14 protein-coding genes and 1 pseudogene are annotated in these 15,239 nt (G+C 74.3%); 9 read left to right on the top strand and 6 right to left on the bottom strand.

The genetic code is table 11. The features are described from left to right. Together AB0946_RS35160 and AB0946_RS35155 are read left to right on the top strand one after the other, a co-directional pair. Positions 1-586: LLM class flavin-dependent oxidoreductase (locus AB0946_RS35160; RefSeq protein WP_366764754.1), on the top strand; the 586-nt coding region annotated here is incomplete at its 5' end. 45 nt (positions 587-631) lie between these two features. After that, positions 632-1,063 carry a tetratricopeptide repeat protein gene (locus AB0946_RS35155; RefSeq protein WP_366764753.1) on the top strand — a complete coding sequence of 144 codons (432 nt, stop codon included), beginning with the start codon at positions 632-634 and terminating at the stop codon, positions 1,061-1,063. Positions 1,064-1,158: 95 nt separating this feature from the next. On the opposite strand, the gene AB0946_RS35150 is transcribed toward AB0946_RS35155, so the two are convergent. Further along, complete coding sequence (locus tag AB0946_RS35150) at positions 1,159-2,016, bottom strand: HAD family hydrolase (protein ID WP_366764752.1); 858 nt, start codon at positions 2,014-2,016, stop codon at positions 1,159-1,161. A gap of 195 nt (positions 2,017-2,211) precedes the next feature. After that, entirely contained in the window at positions 2,212-3,588 is a 1,377-nt protein-coding gene (locus tag AB0946_RS35145; protein ID WP_366764751.1) for an alkaline phosphatase PhoX, read from the bottom strand. 199 nt (positions 3,589-3,787) lie between these two features. Here AB0946_RS35145 and AB0946_RS35140 point away from each other — a divergent pair, with 199 nt between their 5' ends. Beyond that, positions 3,788-6,112, top strand: coding sequence for a helix-turn-helix domain-containing protein (locus AB0946_RS35140; protein WP_366764750.1), 2,325 nt, complete (start codon positions 3,788-3,790; stop codon positions 6,110-6,112). Here AB0946_RS35140 and AB0946_RS35135 read toward each other — a convergent pair. The 3 genes from AB0946_RS35135 to AB0946_RS35125 all read right to left on the bottom strand — a co-directional run bounded on the left by AB0946_RS35135 (position 6,105) and on the right by AB0946_RS35125 (position 9,440). Further along, complete coding sequence (locus AB0946_RS35135; RefSeq protein WP_366764749.1) at positions 6,105-7,106, bottom strand: helix-turn-helix domain-containing protein; 1,002 nt, start codon at positions 7,104-7,106, stop codon at positions 6,105-6,107. The two genes, AB0946_RS35140 and AB0946_RS35135, sit on opposite strands and share 8 nt — an antisense overlap. Positions 7,107-7,197: 91 nt before the next feature. Continuing rightward, positions 7,198-8,067: a LysR family transcriptional regulator gene (locus tag AB0946_RS35130; RefSeq protein WP_366764748.1), complete on the bottom strand. Its 870-nt coding sequence runs from the start codon at positions 8,065-8,067 to the stop codon at positions 7,198-7,200. Positions 8,068-8,201: 134 nt separating this feature from the next. Beyond that, entirely contained in the window at positions 8,202-9,440 is a 1,239-nt protein-coding gene (locus AB0946_RS35125; RefSeq protein WP_366764747.1) for an MFS transporter, read from the bottom strand. 334 nt (positions 9,441-9,774) lie between these two features. Between AB0946_RS35125 and AB0946_RS35120 the strand changes: the two are divergent. Together AB0946_RS35120 and AB0946_RS35115 are read left to right on the top strand one after the other, a co-directional pair. Beyond that, positions 9,775-9,900, top strand: a pseudogene (locus tag AB0946_RS35120) (AraC family transcriptional regulator); the annotation flags it as partial. 201 nt (positions 9,901-10,101) lie between these two features. Further along, positions 10,102-11,079 (top strand): alpha/beta hydrolase, encoded by a 978-nt coding sequence (locus AB0946_RS35115; protein WP_366764746.1) that lies wholly within the window; start codon positions 10,102-10,104, stop codon positions 11,077-11,079. Positions 11,080-11,120: 41 nt separating this feature from the next. Here AB0946_RS35115 and AB0946_RS35110 read toward each other — a convergent pair whose 3' ends face one another. Continuing rightward, on the bottom strand, positions 11,121-11,717 hold the full coding sequence (locus AB0946_RS35110; protein WP_366764745.1) for an AraC family transcriptional regulator: 597 nt from the start codon (positions 11,715-11,717) through the stop codon (positions 11,121-11,123). Positions 11,718-12,171: 454 nt separating this feature from the next. On the opposite strand from AB0946_RS35110, the gene AB0946_RS35105 reads away from it, so the two are divergent. The 4 genes from AB0946_RS35105 to AB0946_RS35090 all read left to right on the top strand — a co-directional run bounded on the left by AB0946_RS35105 (position 12,172) and on the right by AB0946_RS35090 (position 15,228). Beyond that, a complete protein-coding gene (locus tag AB0946_RS35105) occupies positions 12,172-12,897 on the top strand; it encodes an alpha/beta hydrolase family protein (RefSeq protein WP_366764744.1) in 726 nt (241 codons plus the stop codon). A gap of 41 nt (positions 12,898-12,938) precedes the next feature. Continuing rightward, positions 12,939-13,787, top strand: coding sequence for an alpha/beta hydrolase (locus AB0946_RS35100; protein WP_366764743.1), 849 nt, complete (start codon positions 12,939-12,941; stop codon positions 13,785-13,787). Positions 13,788-13,881: 94 nt separating this feature from the next. Next, a complete protein-coding gene (locus tag AB0946_RS35095) occupies positions 13,882-14,523 on the top strand; it encodes a DUF4232 domain-containing protein (RefSeq protein WP_366764742.1) in 642 nt (213 codons plus the stop codon). 60 nt (positions 14,524-14,583) lie between these two features. Further along, positions 14,584-15,228 (top strand): TMEM175 family protein, encoded by a 645-nt coding sequence (locus AB0946_RS35090; RefSeq protein WP_366764741.1) that lies wholly within the window; start codon positions 14,584-14,586, stop codon positions 15,226-15,228. Positions 15,229-15,239 lie beyond the last annotated feature (11 nt).

Raw genomic sequence — 15,239 nt, 5'->3', positions numbered from 1 at the left:
GTTCGTGTGGCACGGCTCGATCCGCTCCCCGGAGATCGCCGAGCAGGCCGCCTACTACGGCGACGGCTTCTTCCACAACAACATCTTCTGGCCCGTCGAGCACACCAAGAGGCTGATCGACCTGTACCGGCAGCGGTACGCGCAGTACGGGCACGGCACGCCCGAGCAGGCCGTCGTCGGGCTCGGCGGCCACGTCCACATGCGTCCGCGCTCCCAGGACGCCGTCCGGGAGTTCCGCCCGTTCTTCGACCGCTCACCGGTGATGGGAGGTGGGATCCCGATGGAGGAGTACATGGAGCAGACCCCGCTGACCGTGGGCACGCCCGCGCAGGTCATCGAGAAGACGCTCACCTTCCGTGAGCACTTCGGGGACTACCAGCGTCAGCTGTTCATGGTGGACGGCGCCGGCATACCGCTCGAGACCGCGCTGGAGCAGATCGAGACGCTCGGTGCGGACGTCGTACCGGTGCTGCGCGCCGAGTTCGCGAAGAACCGGCCGGCCGGCGTGCCCGACGCGCCCACCCACGCGTCCCTGCGCGCGGCCCGCGACGCGGAACGCGCGCGCACCACCGGACCGGCGGCCTGAGACCGCGGCACACGCAGCCCCCACGGCAGAGGAGAACGAGGAACGATGACCGACGACTTCACGCGGTACACGGCGGGCGACGGAGTGGCGCCCGACCGCTGGGCGAGCGCCCTGCACCTGTTCGACAACGGCGCCGGCGCGCCGCGCGAGGAGACCACCACGGAGCGCTGGGAGCGCGCGCAGCTGCTCTTCGAGGCCAAGGACTACATCGGGGCCGCGCGGCTGCTCGCCCTCGTCGTCGAGGAGGCTCCGGAACAGACCGGCCCCCGGCTGCTGCTCGCCCGTGCCTACTACCACTCGGCTCAGCTGCGGCGCGCCGAGGAACAGCTCCGCGCGATCATCGAGCGCGATCCGGTGGAGCACTACGCCCACCTGATGCTGGGCCGCACCTTGCAGCGCCAGGGGCGGCAGGACGAGGCCGGGCCCCTGCTGCGCATGGCCGCCGCGTGGTCGGGCGAGTTCCCGGAAGACGACTGAGCGACGCGGCGGACAGACCCGTCCCGTGGTCCGGGACCGGGGTGTCCAGGGCGTGGCCCCGGGCACCCCGGCGGCTCGGGGTGACCCGTCGGGGCTCAGGCGGTCAGGGGCGCTCGGCGTGCGATCGTGTCGACGAACGCCTCCAGCACCTGCGCCACCCCGTCCTCGTCGTTGGAGGGCGCATGGTGACGCGCGGCCGCCAGGACGTCCGGGTGGGCGTTGGCCATGGCGTAGGAGTTCCCCACCGCGCCGAGCATGGGCAGGTCGTTGGGCATGTCACCGAAGGCGGCGATCTCCTGGGCGCCGATGCCGAGCCGGCCGCTCCAGGTGACCAGGGTGGTGGCCTTCGTGACGCCGGGCGCGCTGAACTCCACCAGCGACAGCCCGGTGGAGTGGGTGGTCTCGGCGTCCGGGCCGGCGGCGTGGCGCGCCCGCTCGTAGAAGGCGTCGAGCGGGAGCGCCGGATGGTGGGCGAGGATCTTCAGCGGACGCCGGCCGGAGCCGGGGGCGAGGATCTCCTCCGCCGTGCCGATCAGTTCGACGGCCTTGTCCCCGAACGACCAGGCCGGGTACGCCGGTTCATGGCCGAAGGCGCCGTCGAACTCGACCGCGAACGAGACGCCCGGGATCGCGGCGCGTACGTGCTCCACGAGACGGGCGGCCTCGGGGACCGTGAGGGGGAAGGTGTGGGCGACGGTGCCGTCCGGTGAGTGGACCGCGGCGCCGTTGGCCGCGATGACGGCGTGCGGCCCGACGCGCTCCAGCAGGTCCGGCACGCTGCGTGGCGGACGGCCCGTGACGAGCACGACGCGTATGCCGGCTGCCTCGGCCGACGCCAGGGCCGCTCGGGTGCGCCGCGACAGCGTGCCGTCGCTTCGCAGGAGTGTGCCGTCCAGGTCGGTCGCCACCAGCTTCGGCGGCGTGACCAGCGGTGGGGCGGGCGTGGATGTCATGGGTGCCGGTACCTCCCGTACTCTCCGATGAAGTATCGGCCCTCGACAGCGCCGACGCCGCGGGCGCCCCCTCACCGGCTTGTGGACACACCGCCCGAGTCCGGCGGGCGGTGGGGCGCGCGCCGGGCTCGGGCGGGCCGTGGGGCTGACCCTCCGGGAGGGTTCGCCCCACGTCCCTGATCCAAACGAAAGACCCTAGCCGCGCCAGGGGCCGGTCACCGCGAACGTGGTGCCGGGCGTGTAGCAGTTGACGTACATCGTCCCGCCGTCGGCGGAGAAGGTGACCCCCGCGAACTCGCCCCACTCCGGCTCCTGGGCCGTACCGCCCGCCGTGAGGACCTGGCGGTTGCGGGCCATCGGGTACACCTCGCCCCCGCGGGTCACGCCGAAGACGTGCTGGGCCCCGTTGCCGTCCTCGCACACCATCAGTCCGCCGCCGGGGGCGAGGCAGATGTTGTCCGGTGACTCGCCGGGCAGCCGCACGTCGGTGTCCGGGCCGAACACGACGACCAGGGTCAGCCGGCGGTGCGCCGGGTCGTAGCGCCAGATCTGGCCGTAGTGGTCGGCCGCGGAGCCGTCCGCGCTGCGGGCGAAGGACGACACGAAGTACACACAGCTGCCGCCCCAGTAGCAGCCCTCCAGCTTCTGCGCGTGGGTGATGCCGCCGGGGCCGTAGTCCTGCAACCGGGTGGGAGTGGCGGCGGCCAGCGGGTCGGGCACGTCCACCCACTCGATGCGGTCGAAACGCGTCCCCGGCTCCTGGACCGGGGACAGGTCCGGCACGCCGGGCACCCGCATGGCCTGGAGCCGGCCGCCGGCGCGCAGCGAACCGACGCCGCCGAGCGGCTTGTCCGGCAGGAAGCGGTAGAAGAGGCCGAAGGGCTTCTGGAAGGCGTCCTCGGTCTCGTAGACGACGCCGGAGCGCGGATCGATCGCGACCGCCTCGTGCTGGAAGCGGCCCATCGCGGTCAGCGGGACCGCACCGGTGCGGCGCGGGTCGGTGGGGTGGACCTCGAAGATGAAGCCGTGGTCCTTCGTGTAGCCGTTGGTGCCCGCCCTGTCCTCGGTCTCCTCACAGGTCAGCCAGGTGCCCCAGGGGGTGCGGCCCCCCGCGCAGTTGACGGCCGTACCGGCGATGGCGACCCGCTCGGACAGCACGTGCTGGTGCGCGTCGAGCGTGAGCGCCGTGCAGCCGCCCTTGCCGGCGGGGTCGTAGGTGAGGCCGCTGACGGTCGGGACCGGGATCGGCGCGGTGACGCGGTTCTCGTGGTTGCGGACGAGGTGGGTGCGGCCCCCGCTTCCGGCGAAGGCGGCCATGCCGTCGTGGTTCGAGGGGACCTTGCCCTCCCCGGAGCGGAGCTGGTCGCCCTCGCGGGAGAGCACGGTGTAGCGGAAACCTTTCGGCAGATCGAGCAGGCCGTTCGGATCGGAGACGAGCGGGCCGTAGCCGGTGTGGCCGAGGGGCTGTGCGGCGGCGGTGCCCGCGAAGAGCTCGGACAGGGCCCCGGTGAAGGCGATACCCGCTCCCAGGGCGCTCGCTCCGGCCAGGACCTGACGGCGCGTTGCAGACATGTGGCGGCAACCTTCCTGCTGGCGGACAGGAACAGTGATCCCGCTGTGTCTATCACCTGCCGCGGACCGCGGGAACCACGTGTGAACCATGTGTCACGTGTCGTGACGTACGCCTGGACGGCCGGCCCCCCTGCGACGGCTCTTGTGGCCGAGCACCAAGTACTACAATATTCAAGCGTAGCCGGGGGAAAGGGCGGACATGTCCGGACAGGAAGTCGCGTTCGGGCCGTTGCTGCGCTCGATGCGACGGGCGAAATCACTGACCATCGAAGCCCTGGCGGAGGCCTCCGGGGTCAGCGAGCGGGGCATCGGCGACCTGGAACGCGGACGGCGGGCCGCACCGCAACGACGGACGGTGGCCGCGCTCGCGGACGGCCTCGGCCTGGACGACGCCGACCGGGAACGGCTGCTCGCCGCCGCCCGCGCCGGACGCGCCCCCGGATACAGTCCCGTCGGCGTCCGCTCCTTCCCGCGCGGCATCGACGACTTCGTCGGGCGCGCCGACGAACTGGCCGGCCTGGAGGCTCTGGCCGCACGGCCCCCGCAGGGCCGCGCCCCCGCAGAGGGCGGTGGTGCCGCGGACGGCCAGCCCGTCGTGGTCGTCATCCACGGACCGCCCGGCACCGGAAAGACCACCCTCGCGCTGCGCGCCGCCCGCCACCTCGCGGACCGCTTCCCGGACGGCCAGCTCATCGTCGACCTCAACGGCACCGACGACAGCCCGCCCGCCCCCTCCGAACTGATGGTCCGGGTGCTCAAGGCCTTCGGCGTGCCCGACCGCGACCTGGCCAGGACGGGCCCGCAGACCCACCCCGCCCTCTACCGGCAGGTCCTCGCCGACCGACGGTGTCTGCTGGTGCTGGACAACGCCCGTGACGAGGCGCAGGTGCGCCCGCTGCTGCCGGGCTCGGGCGGGACCCTGGTCCTGGTGACCAGCCGCCGCATGCTCACCGGGCTGGACGACGTGCACCGGCTGCCCCTCGGCGGACTCGAACCCGCCGAGTCGGCCGCCTTCCTGACCTCCCTCGTCGGCGGGGCGCGCGCGACGGCCGAACCCGAGGCCCTGGAGGAGGTCGCCCGGCTGTGCGGGCACCTGCCGCTGGCCCTCCGGATCGCGGGCAACTGGCTGGCGACCCGCACGGGATGGACCGTGCGCCGGCTCGCGGACCGGCTGGCGAGCGAGGAACGCCGGCTGGACGCGCTGTCCGCCGGGGACGTACGCGTCACGACCGCCTTCGACCTGTCCTACCGGCAGCTCACGCCCACGGCCGCCCGCCTGTTCCGGCGCCTGTCCCTGGTCCCCGGCCCGGACGTGAGCGCCGCCTGCGCCGCCCGGCTCACCGGCCAGGACGTCCACGACGCCGAGGACACCCTGGAGGAACTGGTGGAGGCCGGCCTGGTCGGCAGCGCCGAGGACCGCTACCGGCTCCACGACCTGCTGTGCCTGTACGGCCGCTGCCGCCTCACCGCCGAGGACGGCGAGGCCGACGTCGAACGGGCCCGCCGGTCGATGTTCGGCTGGCTGCTGGAGACGGCCGTCGTGGCGGGGCGGTGGTACGAACCCGGCCACGGAGCCCCACCCGCCTCCTGGCGCGGCACGGTGGACCTCTCCGGCGCCGACAGGGCCCGGGAGTGGCTCCAGGCCGAGGCCGCCAACTGGCTGGCGGCCCTGCACGCCGCCGCGGCGGACGGCGACCACGCCACCGTCGTCGAGGTGGCCGAGTCGCTGCACTGGTTCTCCGACCAGTGGATGTTCTGGGGGCACTGGCCGGAGGTCTTCGGCACCGCCGTCCGCTCCGCCGAGGCACTCGGCGACCCCCTGCTCGAAGCGACCCAGCTCAACTACTACGCCTGGGCCGTGCTGATCTGCGAGGGCCGGCCCCGGGACAGCCTCCCGCACGCCGCCCGTGCGCTCGCCGCGGCCCGGCGGGCGGGTGACGCCGAGCAGCAGGCGTGGGCGCACGCGTACGCCGCCTGGGCCCACCGCGTGCTGCGTGAAGAGGACCCGGCCGCCGAGCACAGCGCCCAGGCCGTCGCGCTGTTCGAGGCCGCCGGCGACCTGCACGGCATGCTCCAGGCCCTCGTCTCACGCGCCCTGGACCTGAAGGGGGCCGGGCGCGACGAGGAAGCGGTCGACGCCTACCGGCAGGTGCTGACCCGGCTGGACGAGGTCGGCGACCGCGTCGAACCGCACATCGCCGCCTTCACCCGGGTCAACGCACTCGCGGGCCTCGGGGGCGCCTACAGCCGCCTGGGGCGCTGGGAGGAAGCGGTGGAGTACCTGCGGGCCTCGGTCGCCCTGTCCCGCACGGACGGCAACATCGCCCTGGAGAGCCGCTACCTCCTGGTGCTCGGCGACGTCCTCCTCGGAGCCGGCCGTCCGGCCGAGGCCCGCGAGGCGTTCACGCGGTGCGTCGCCCTCGGCGGCGACGCGGACCCGCGACGGGTCGCCGAGGCCCGCTCCCGGCTCGCCCGCCTCGACGGCGACCGCCGGCACCCGCCGCCCGGCGTGGGCGTCAGATGAGGGCGGGGCCCGCCGGCTGCTCGTCCGCGCCCCGCTCCAGGTGCAGGGTGCGCCACTCGCGGGGGGAGAGCCCGTACGCGGCGCGGAACGCCCGGCTGAAGTGGGCGGGATTGACGAACCCCCAGCGCCGGGCCACCGCCGACACGGTCGGCGTCACCCGCCCGCGACGGGCCAGTTCACGCCCGCACGCCTCCAGTCGCCGCTGCTGGATGAGACGGCTGACGGTGATGCCCTCGCCCTCGAAGAGCCGGTGCAGATAGCGGACGGATATGTGGTGCGCGCGGGCGATGGACTCCGGCGAGAGGGAGGGGTCGCCGAGCTTGCGGTCGATGTGGGCCCGCACGCTCAGCACGAGGTGGTCGCGGCCGTCGTCCGGGTCCCGCAGGGTCTGATCGGTGATGAGGGTGGCGAACAGGTCGACGACGTGGCCGGCCAGCCGGTGCCCGACGGCCGCCGGGTAGGAGGGGGCCGCGTCGGCCAGGGTGGCGAGGAAGGGCCGCAGCACCGAGCCCAGGCCGTGTGCCGTGCCGATCGCGGTACCCGTGACCCGCTTGATGTCGCCGTCCGAGACACCCAGCACATGGCGCGGCAGCTGGAAGACATGGGTGGCGAACCGCTCCGGATAGGTGAAGGAGAACGGCCGCGCGGTGTCGTAGAACACCAGGTCACCGCCGCCCATCTCGGCCCGCCGGCCGTCCTGGAGGAAGGTGGCGGTGCCCGACACCAGCAGGCCGACCGCCACGAGTGCCTCGGGTGAGCGCTCGATCAGGGCCGGCGTGCGGCTGACCCGCCCGGCGTCGGCCTCCATGCGCGAGACCCGCAGGTACCCCAGGCAGTCGCTGGCGATCCTGCCGTCGAACCGCCGGCTGTCGCGGGGGGCCACGGTGACCGGCACCAGCGCCCTGCTCACCGCGTCGTTCCAGTACGCGACCTTCTCCTGGTCCGGCACCGTGTCGGTCGTCAGCACCAGGCTCAACTGGCTCTCCCTTGGCATGCGTGGCACCGGGGCGCCGTACTGGTTGTGTTCCCCGCCCAGCCAAGCAGCGGCAACCGGGGACCACCAGGAACAAAGCAGGCAGAAATGATCAGCCGAAGTGCCGCCACAGCGCGGCGACCGCGGGTGACGCCTCACCCGGAGGGCGCACCAGCATGATCTTCCAGTGGGGCGCGTGGTGCCGGAAACCATACGTGATCAGGTCGGGGAAGCGGTCCGCGATCGACCGGGGCAGGATGCAGATCCCGAGATCGTTACGGACCAGCTCGGCCGCCGCCACGATGTCGTTCACCTCGAAGGTCGTGGTGCGGTCGACGCCCGCGGCCCGGAAGGCCCGGTCCACCGAGTGCCGGATCGCCCAGCCCGGGCTGAAGTCCACCAGCGGCAGCCGGGCGGCATCGGCGAGTTCCACCTCGCCCTGGGGCGTCGTGGCCCCCAGCACCCGGCGCGGCGACGCGACCAGCACCATCTCCTCCGCGGACAGCAGCCGGGTGGTCAGCCCGCGCTGCTGCTGGCGGTCCAGCGCCACCACGGCCAGGTCGACCGTGCCCTCGCGCAGCGCCTGCCGGATGTCGGCGACCGCCGCCTGCCGCAGTTGCACGCCGAGCCCGGGGTGCTCCGCCCGCAGCGCGGCCAGGGCGTGGTGGAGCCCGGCCCAGACCCCCTGCATCGTGCCCACCGTGATCCGGCCCCGTAGCTGCCCCCGCACCGCGTCGACCGCCTCCCGGGCGGCTTCCGCGGCGCGCAGGGCGGCGCGCGCCGCCGGCACGAACGCCTCGCCCACCGGCGTCAGCGCGACCCGGTGCGTGGTGCGGTCGAAGAGGGGCGTGCCCAGCTCGCGTTCGAGCGCGCGGACCGTGCCCGACACCGCCGACTGCACCACGTGCAGCTGTCGCGCCGCCGCGGTGAAGCCGCCCGCGTCGGCCACCGCGACGACGACCTCCATCTGCCGCAGATCCATCGTGTGCTCCTCCGGGTGGTGCGGGCCGGGTGCCGCGGGACGGGACCCGTGCCGCGTCGTCGGGGTGCGCCTGACGGCGGGGCGGTCCGTCAGGCGCCTGTGAACGGTGTGCCGGCCGCACGGGCCGGGAGTCCTCAGTCGCGGGTCTCCGCGGCCGGGGCCGGCCGGGCCGTCCGGGGCTCGAAGGCCCAGTAGACCAGCGCGGCCAGCGGGAGCACCGCGCCCAGGACGCTGAGGGCGGCCCAGCCTCCGGCGTGGTAGACCGTGGAGCCGAGCTGGGAGCCGGCCGCGCCGCCGACGAAGAACATGGCGATGAATGCGCTGTTCAGACGGGCCCGGGCGCCGGGGTCGAGGGCGTAGATGGTGTGCTGCCCGAGGATGAGCGTCGCCTGTACGGCCATGTCGATCAGGATCGCGGCCAGGGCTATCAGCACGATGCTGTGTCCGCCCAGACCCGCGAGCACGAAGGCCAGCGCGGCGACCACGAACGCGGCACCGGTCATGGGCCGCGTGAGCCCCCGGTCCGCCCAGTGGCCGGCGAACGGGGCCACCGCCGCGCCCGCCGCGCCCACGAGCGCGAAGACGCCGACGCCGACCGGCGAGTAGTGGAAGCGGGGACCGGTCAGGACGAAGGAGACCGTGGTCCAGAAGGCGCTGAAGGCTCCGAACATCGCCGCCTGGTACAGCCCGCGGCGCAGCAGCGCCGGATGGCTGCGCACCAGCCGGGCCGTGGACCGCAGCACGTGGTGGTACGGGACGGAGGTGGTGGGGGCGTGGTCCGGGAGAGCGATGCGCAGCGCCACCGCGAGCACGGCCATCAGGGCGGCGGAGCCGAGGAAGACCACCCGCCAGCCGGCGACGTCGGAGACCAGGCTGCTGAGCGTGCGGGAGAGCAGGATGCCGGTGAGCAGACCGCTCATGACCCGGCCGACGACCCGCCCCCTGGCATGGTCAGGGGCGAGGCCGGCGGCGAAGGGCACGAGGATCTGGGCCACGACCGAGGTGGCCCCACTGACCAGCGCCGCGATCAGCAGCACGGGGAAGTTCGGGGCCAGTCCCGCCACCACGAGGGCGGCCGTCGTGACGATCAGCAGGACGGAGACCAGGTTGCGCTTCTCCAGCCGGTCGCCGAGCGGCACCAGGAAGACCATGCCGAGGACGTAGCCGATCTGGGTCAGAGTGATCAGCGTGCCGGCGGTGGCCTCGCTGATCCCGAACACGTCGCTCAACGACGACAGCAGCGGCTGGGCGTAGTAGAGGTTGGCGACCGTCATCCCGGACGCGACGGCCAGGAGAGCGACCAGCCAGCCGGACACGCCCTGGGTCTGACGCCCGGAGCCGGTCCCACGGCGGTGATCGAGCGGTGTGGACATGTGCACCTTCTTTCGTCATGCAGCACAACGACCTGACCGCCGGCCGGCTTCCTCACCCGACGCGATCGTTCCGGATGTCAGTCATCTCACGCGGAGATGACCGTGTGAGCGCCGGGCGTCGACCATAGAGGCGGGGGGACGGTGCTTTTTGCCGGGTGGCGCACGCGGCGATGCCTCACCGCGCACGGCTCATGCCCCTGTCCGCACGCAGCGCCGGACGGCCACCCGCGCGCTGCCCGGGCGCGCCAGGCTGACCCGCGTGGGCTCCTCACCGGACGTCCACCGCCGGACCGTCCCGGCGCGGAACCACCGTTTCCACCAGGGGATCCCATGCAAGCGGTGGGGCTTCGCCAACGCCACCCACTTCAGCCGGAGTTTCCGCGCGGCCTACGGCGTGTCGCCCCGCGCGTGGCGCGATCGTGCCCGGCCGCCCGAGGACACCGCGGGCGGAGACGGCTGACGCCGGAACTGTGCACGCAGCGGCAAGTATCCATGGCACGGTGCCGCCCGTATCACGTTCACCGCGGCCTAGGCTGGGCAGTCGTGCCGGTGGAGCCGTCTCCGGCGCCGCACGCCTGCCTGCCCGGCCGCGGGGGAGGGGCCGGCACCCTTTCCGACGGCCCGGCCCCGCGAACGGCCGGGCCCCCTCGCAGGAGTTCTCTTGCACGATGACGTTCCGGCCCCCGGGGCCGCGCCCGTCCTGGAGCGGCTGGCACGCGCCTTCGTCGAGAGGCACGCACTGCCCGCGTCCTCGGACCCCGACACGGTCGGCGCCAGGGCGCGGATGGCGTCCCTGTGGACCGGTGACGACGGTGACGAGCCGGACATCGAGGAGGAGTGGCTGGCCCTGCCGGGCGGCGACGGCCACCGCGTCCGGGTGCGTATCCTCCGCCCCGCCGGCAGTGACGAAGAGCTGCCGGTGGTGCTCTACCTGCACGGCCTCGGCTGGATGCTGACCGACGCGTACGCGCACCGGCACCTGGTCACGGACCTCGTCCTCGGAGCGGACGCCGCCGTGGTCATCCCGGAGTACGACGCGCCGGAGGACGTCCGCTATCCCGGCGCCGTCGAGCGGGCGTACACCGTGGCCCGGTGGATCGCCCGGCACGGCCCGGGATGCCGGCTGGACGGGAGCAGGATGGCCGTCGTCGGCGCCAGCGCGGGCGCCCAGCACGCCGCCTCGCTCGCCCTCCTGGCGCGGCGGCGCGGCGGCCCGGCCCTGCGGCACCAGGTGCTGCTCTGCCCGGTGACCGACGCCGCGATGGACACCCCTTCCTACGCGCAGTTCGCCGACGGCTATTTCCTGAGCCGCGCGGCCATGCGCGACTACTGGGAGCAGTACGCGCCCGACCCGCGGATCCGGGCGCACGACACCGTCTCCCCGCTGCGCGCACCCACCCGGTCGCTGCGCGGCCTGCCGCCGACACTCGTCCTCACCGCGGAGGCGGACGTCCTCCGCGACGAGGGCGAGGCCTACGCCTCCCGCCTGCGGGAGGCGGACGTCCCCGTGGTGTCGATCCGCTACCACGGGACGATCCACGGCTTCGTGCTCTTCGACTCCCTCCGCGGCACCGACGCCTCCCGGGCGGCCCGGATCCAGGTGACGGACACCCTGCACACCGCGCTGCACGCCGCCTGACCCGTCACCGGGGCGCGCCGACGCGTACGGCGGGGTCCGGATCAGCCGGCCGCGCCCCTCGCCTCCTCGCGCCGGAGCCGCCGCCACTCGCTCGGCGCCACCCCGTGCGCCGCCTGGAAGCGCCGGCTGAAGTGGCCGGGGCTGCCGAACCCGCAGCGGGCGGCGATCGCCGCCACGGTGAGCCGGTCGTACCGGGCGGAGGCCGGCATCTCCCGTGCCTTGCCGAGACGCTCGGTGATCAGCCACTGCTCCAGGCTGAGCCCCGCCCCACTGAGCAGCACGTAGAGCCGGCGCACGGAGACCGCGTGCTCCGCCGCGATCCGTTCGGGCGTCAGACCGCGGTCCGCGAGGTGGCGCCGGGCGTAGGTCATGATCCGGGTGAGCAGGGTCTCGTCCATGACGGACCGGACCGCGGCGGCCTCCTCGGCGTGCGCGGCGGGCACGAGCAGCGCGCGCACCAGGTCGGTCGTCGCGGACGCCACGTGGCGCGCGCCGGGGTCGGCCTCCAGGCCGTCCGGGTCGCGCCACACCCCGCGCAGATGCGTCAGGACCAGGTCGTGCAGCGGGCCGGCACGCAGCCGTTCCGCCGCGCGCACCACCACGTCCACCGGCAGGCCGAGCCGGTGCGTGTCGAACATCGTCGACCGGGAGGGGCTGGAGCGAGACGGAGACGACCGGGGTGCTGCGGTGGTGCCGGACCTGCCGTTGCGTGCGCCGGACCTCGAAGCCGGAGTTACGGGTGGTGAAGAGACGCACCACGGTGGCGAGATCGAGCAGCAGCACACAACCCTCCGAATCGACGTCCCGGATGCCGGGATCCCGACGATTCGGCGCCTCCGAAGGGGCCGGTGGCCGCTGAGCGCCCACAGGCCACAGATGGTGCACAGACAGTCAATCCGCCCGCTCGGGGCCGCCCTAGGGTCTGGGACGTACCGGTGGTTCCGCCCACGGCGTGGTGGCGCGCTCCTCGCGCACGAACCGGACGACCGACCCGTCCGGACGTCCCGCGGCCCCGGCACCACCCATGGGTCACCCGCCCGCCCGGCAGCCGGGCGCGGGCCGGCACCCACCCCAGCGACCAGGGAGTTCCCCATGTCCCGTACCGACGGACCGACCGTCGTCCTCGTCCACGGAGCCTTCGCCGACGCCTCCAGCTACGCCGAGGTGATCCCCCGGCTGATCGCCCGTGGCCTCGACGTCGTCGCCCCGGCCGTGCCCAACCGCAGCCTCGTCGGTGACGCCGCCTACGTCGCCGGGATCGTCCGCCAGATCCCCGGCCCCGTCGTCCTGGTGGGCCACTCCTACGGTGGTGCCGTCATCACGGTCGCCGGGACCGAGGACAACGTCGGCGCCCTCGTCTACCTGGCCGGCTACGCCCTGGAGGAGGGCGAGAGCCTCGGCGAGTTGCAGGGCCGCTTCCCCGACTCCGACCTGGCCGACGCCCTCGTCTACACCCCGTTCCCGGACGAGGGCTCGGACCAGCCCGGAACCGACGTGTCGGTCCGGCCGGACAGGTTCCCGGCCATCTTCGCCGCCGACGTCGACCCCCGCCTCGCCTCCGCCCTCGCCGTGTCCCAGCGCCCGCTGGCCGCACGGGCCTTCACCGAGGCGGCCCCGGCCGCGGCCTGGAAGACCAAGCCGTCCTGGGGCCTGGTCGCCTCCGCCGACCACACCATCAACCCCGACGTGGAGCGCTTCGGCTACCGGCGGGCCGGCATGACCACCGTCGAGGTGGACTCCTCCCACCTGGTCATGCTCGCCCACCCCGAGCGGGTCGTGCGCCTCATCGAGGACGCCGTCCGGGCCATCTCCCGCTGACCTCGGCCCGCACCCCCTCCACCCCTGACAGAGAGCGAACGATGAACCCACCGATCTCGCGCCGTACCGTGACCACGTCCCTCCTGGCCGGCGCCGCCGCCCTGGGCACCGCCGGCATCGCGCACGCCGCGCCGGCCGCCGGCCGTCCGGCCACCGGACACGGCCGCCCGGCCGACCCCACCGTCGTCCTGATCCACGGCGCGTTCGCCGACGGCTCCAGCTGGCGCGCCGTCGTCCAGCGCCTGCTGCGGCAGGGCCACCGCGTCCTGGTGCCCGCCCTGCCCCTGCGCGGACTGGCGAGCGACGCCGCCTACATCCGCAGCGTCCTGGAGAGCGTCAGCGGCCCGGTCGTGCTGGTCGGGCACTCCTACGGCGGCGCCGTCATCAGCCAGGCCGCGGCCGGTCTCCCGAGCGTCAAGGCGCTGGTCTACATCGCCGCCTTCGTCCCCGAGGCCGGGGAGAGCGCGCTCCAGCTCACCGGCAAGTTCCCCGGCAGCACCCTGGGCGAGGCGACCGTCACCCAGCACTACCCGCTGCCCGACGGCGGCCAGGGCGACGAACTGGTCATCAGGAAGGACCTCTTCCGCGACCAGTTCGCCGCCGGCGTCCCCGTGCCGACCGCCCAGGTCATGGCCGCCGGCCAGCGCCCGATCACCCTCGCCGCGCTCCAGGAACCGGCCACCGCCGCCGCGTGGAAGAAGATCCCCAGCTGGTACCTGGTGGCCACCGAGGACCGCAACATCCCGCCGGCCGCCGAACGCTGGATGGCCGAGCGCGCCCGCGCCCACACCGTCGCCGTCCGCGCCCCGCACGCGGTGTCCGTGAGCGACCCCGGCCCCGTCACCGACCTGATCCTGCGCGCCGTCCGGTCCGTCCGCACCGGCCACTGACCCGGCCCGCCGCCCGTCACCGCGCCGGCCCCGGGCCGGCGCACACACCTGCCACGGCGCCCGCGAGCCGGGGGAGCCCCGAGGAAGAAGTACCATGACGTACCGTCACATCCTGCCCGCCGCACTCGCCTGCTGCGCCGTGCTGACCGCGTGCACGAGCCACGGCGCGGACGGCACCCCGGGGAGCACCCCGCCCGCGTCCGCCACCGGTACGCCGTCGGCGACCGCCTCGGGGCCCGCCGGCGGCGACGCCCCGAGCCCCGCCGAGCCGGCCGGCACCGGCACGGCGGTGGCCTCGCCCGCCGCGCCGGCGCCGAAACGCTGCCGCACCTCCGACCTGAAGGCGTCCCTCGGGCCCGACCACCCCGGGGCCGGGCAGAGGGACTTCGCGCTCGTGCTGACCAACCGGTCCCCGCGCGCGTGCAGCCTGTACGGCTTTCCGGGCGTGGCGTTCGTCGACGCAGCGGGCGACGCGGTCACCCCGGACCCCGAGCGGACCACCGACCAGCCGCCACAGCGGGTGACGCTCGCCCCGGGCGCCGACGCCTGGTCGGCGCTGAGCTACACCGATCCGGCGATCACCGGCGTCACCACCGTCACCCCGCGGGCCCTGCTGGTCACTCCGCCCGACGAGACCGCCCCGCTCTCCGTCCGCTGGACCGGCGGCCAGGTCTCCAACACGGGGAAGGCGTCCGTTCCCCGGGTGAGCCCCCTCAGGGCGGGCAGCGGGGCCTGAGACACCCGCCCCGGCCCCGTCCTGTCCCGCCCCGCCATGAACCAGCGCTCAGGAGCCAGTGTGTCCCGCACCCGCCTCCGCGGATTCTCCCGGTCCGACACCACCCGCGCGGAGGCCTTCAGCGACGGCGTGCTGGCCATCGCCGTCACGCTGCTGGCCCTCGGTCTCGCCGATCCACCGCACCGGCCGGGCGGCCTCGGCCACGCCCTGCTGGCCCAGTGGCCCGCCTACCTCGGCTATCTGGCCTCCTTCGGATACGTGTCGGTCATCTGGCTCAACCACCACCAGGCCTTCGTGCGGGTCCGCGTGATGGACCGGGGGCTGCACGCCGCGAACCTGCTGCTGTTGTTCAGCACCGCGGCGCTGTCGTTCCCGACCGCGGTCGTCGCGGACGCGCTCCAGGCGGACCCCGACGGCTCCGACGCCCGGGTCGCCGTGGCCCTCTACGCCGGTCTGGCGGCGGTGATGTGCCTGAGCTGGGTGGCCTTCTACCACCAACTGGCCCGCCGGCCCGAGCTGTTGACCCCGGACGTGGAGAGCACGTACGTACGGCACGGCCGCCTGCGCTCCTGGGCGGGAGCCCTGGCGTACGGCGCCGCGGGGCTCCTCGGGGTGCTCGTCGCGCCGCTGGTGGCCGTCGCCGTCTTCGTCGTGCTGCCGGTGTTCTACTTCATCACCAGCGACGGTTTCCCCGAGGAACGGTGAGCGGACGCGGC

The organism is Streptomyces sp. NPDC046870 (assembly GCF_040704595.1).
GTDB classification, from domain to species: domain Bacteria; phylum Actinomycetota; class Actinomycetes; order Streptomycetales; family Streptomycetaceae; genus Streptomyces; species Streptomyces argyrophylli.
The sequence above is the reverse complement of the archived record's forward strand: the minus strand, read 5'-3'. Positions and strand labels throughout refer to the sequence as shown.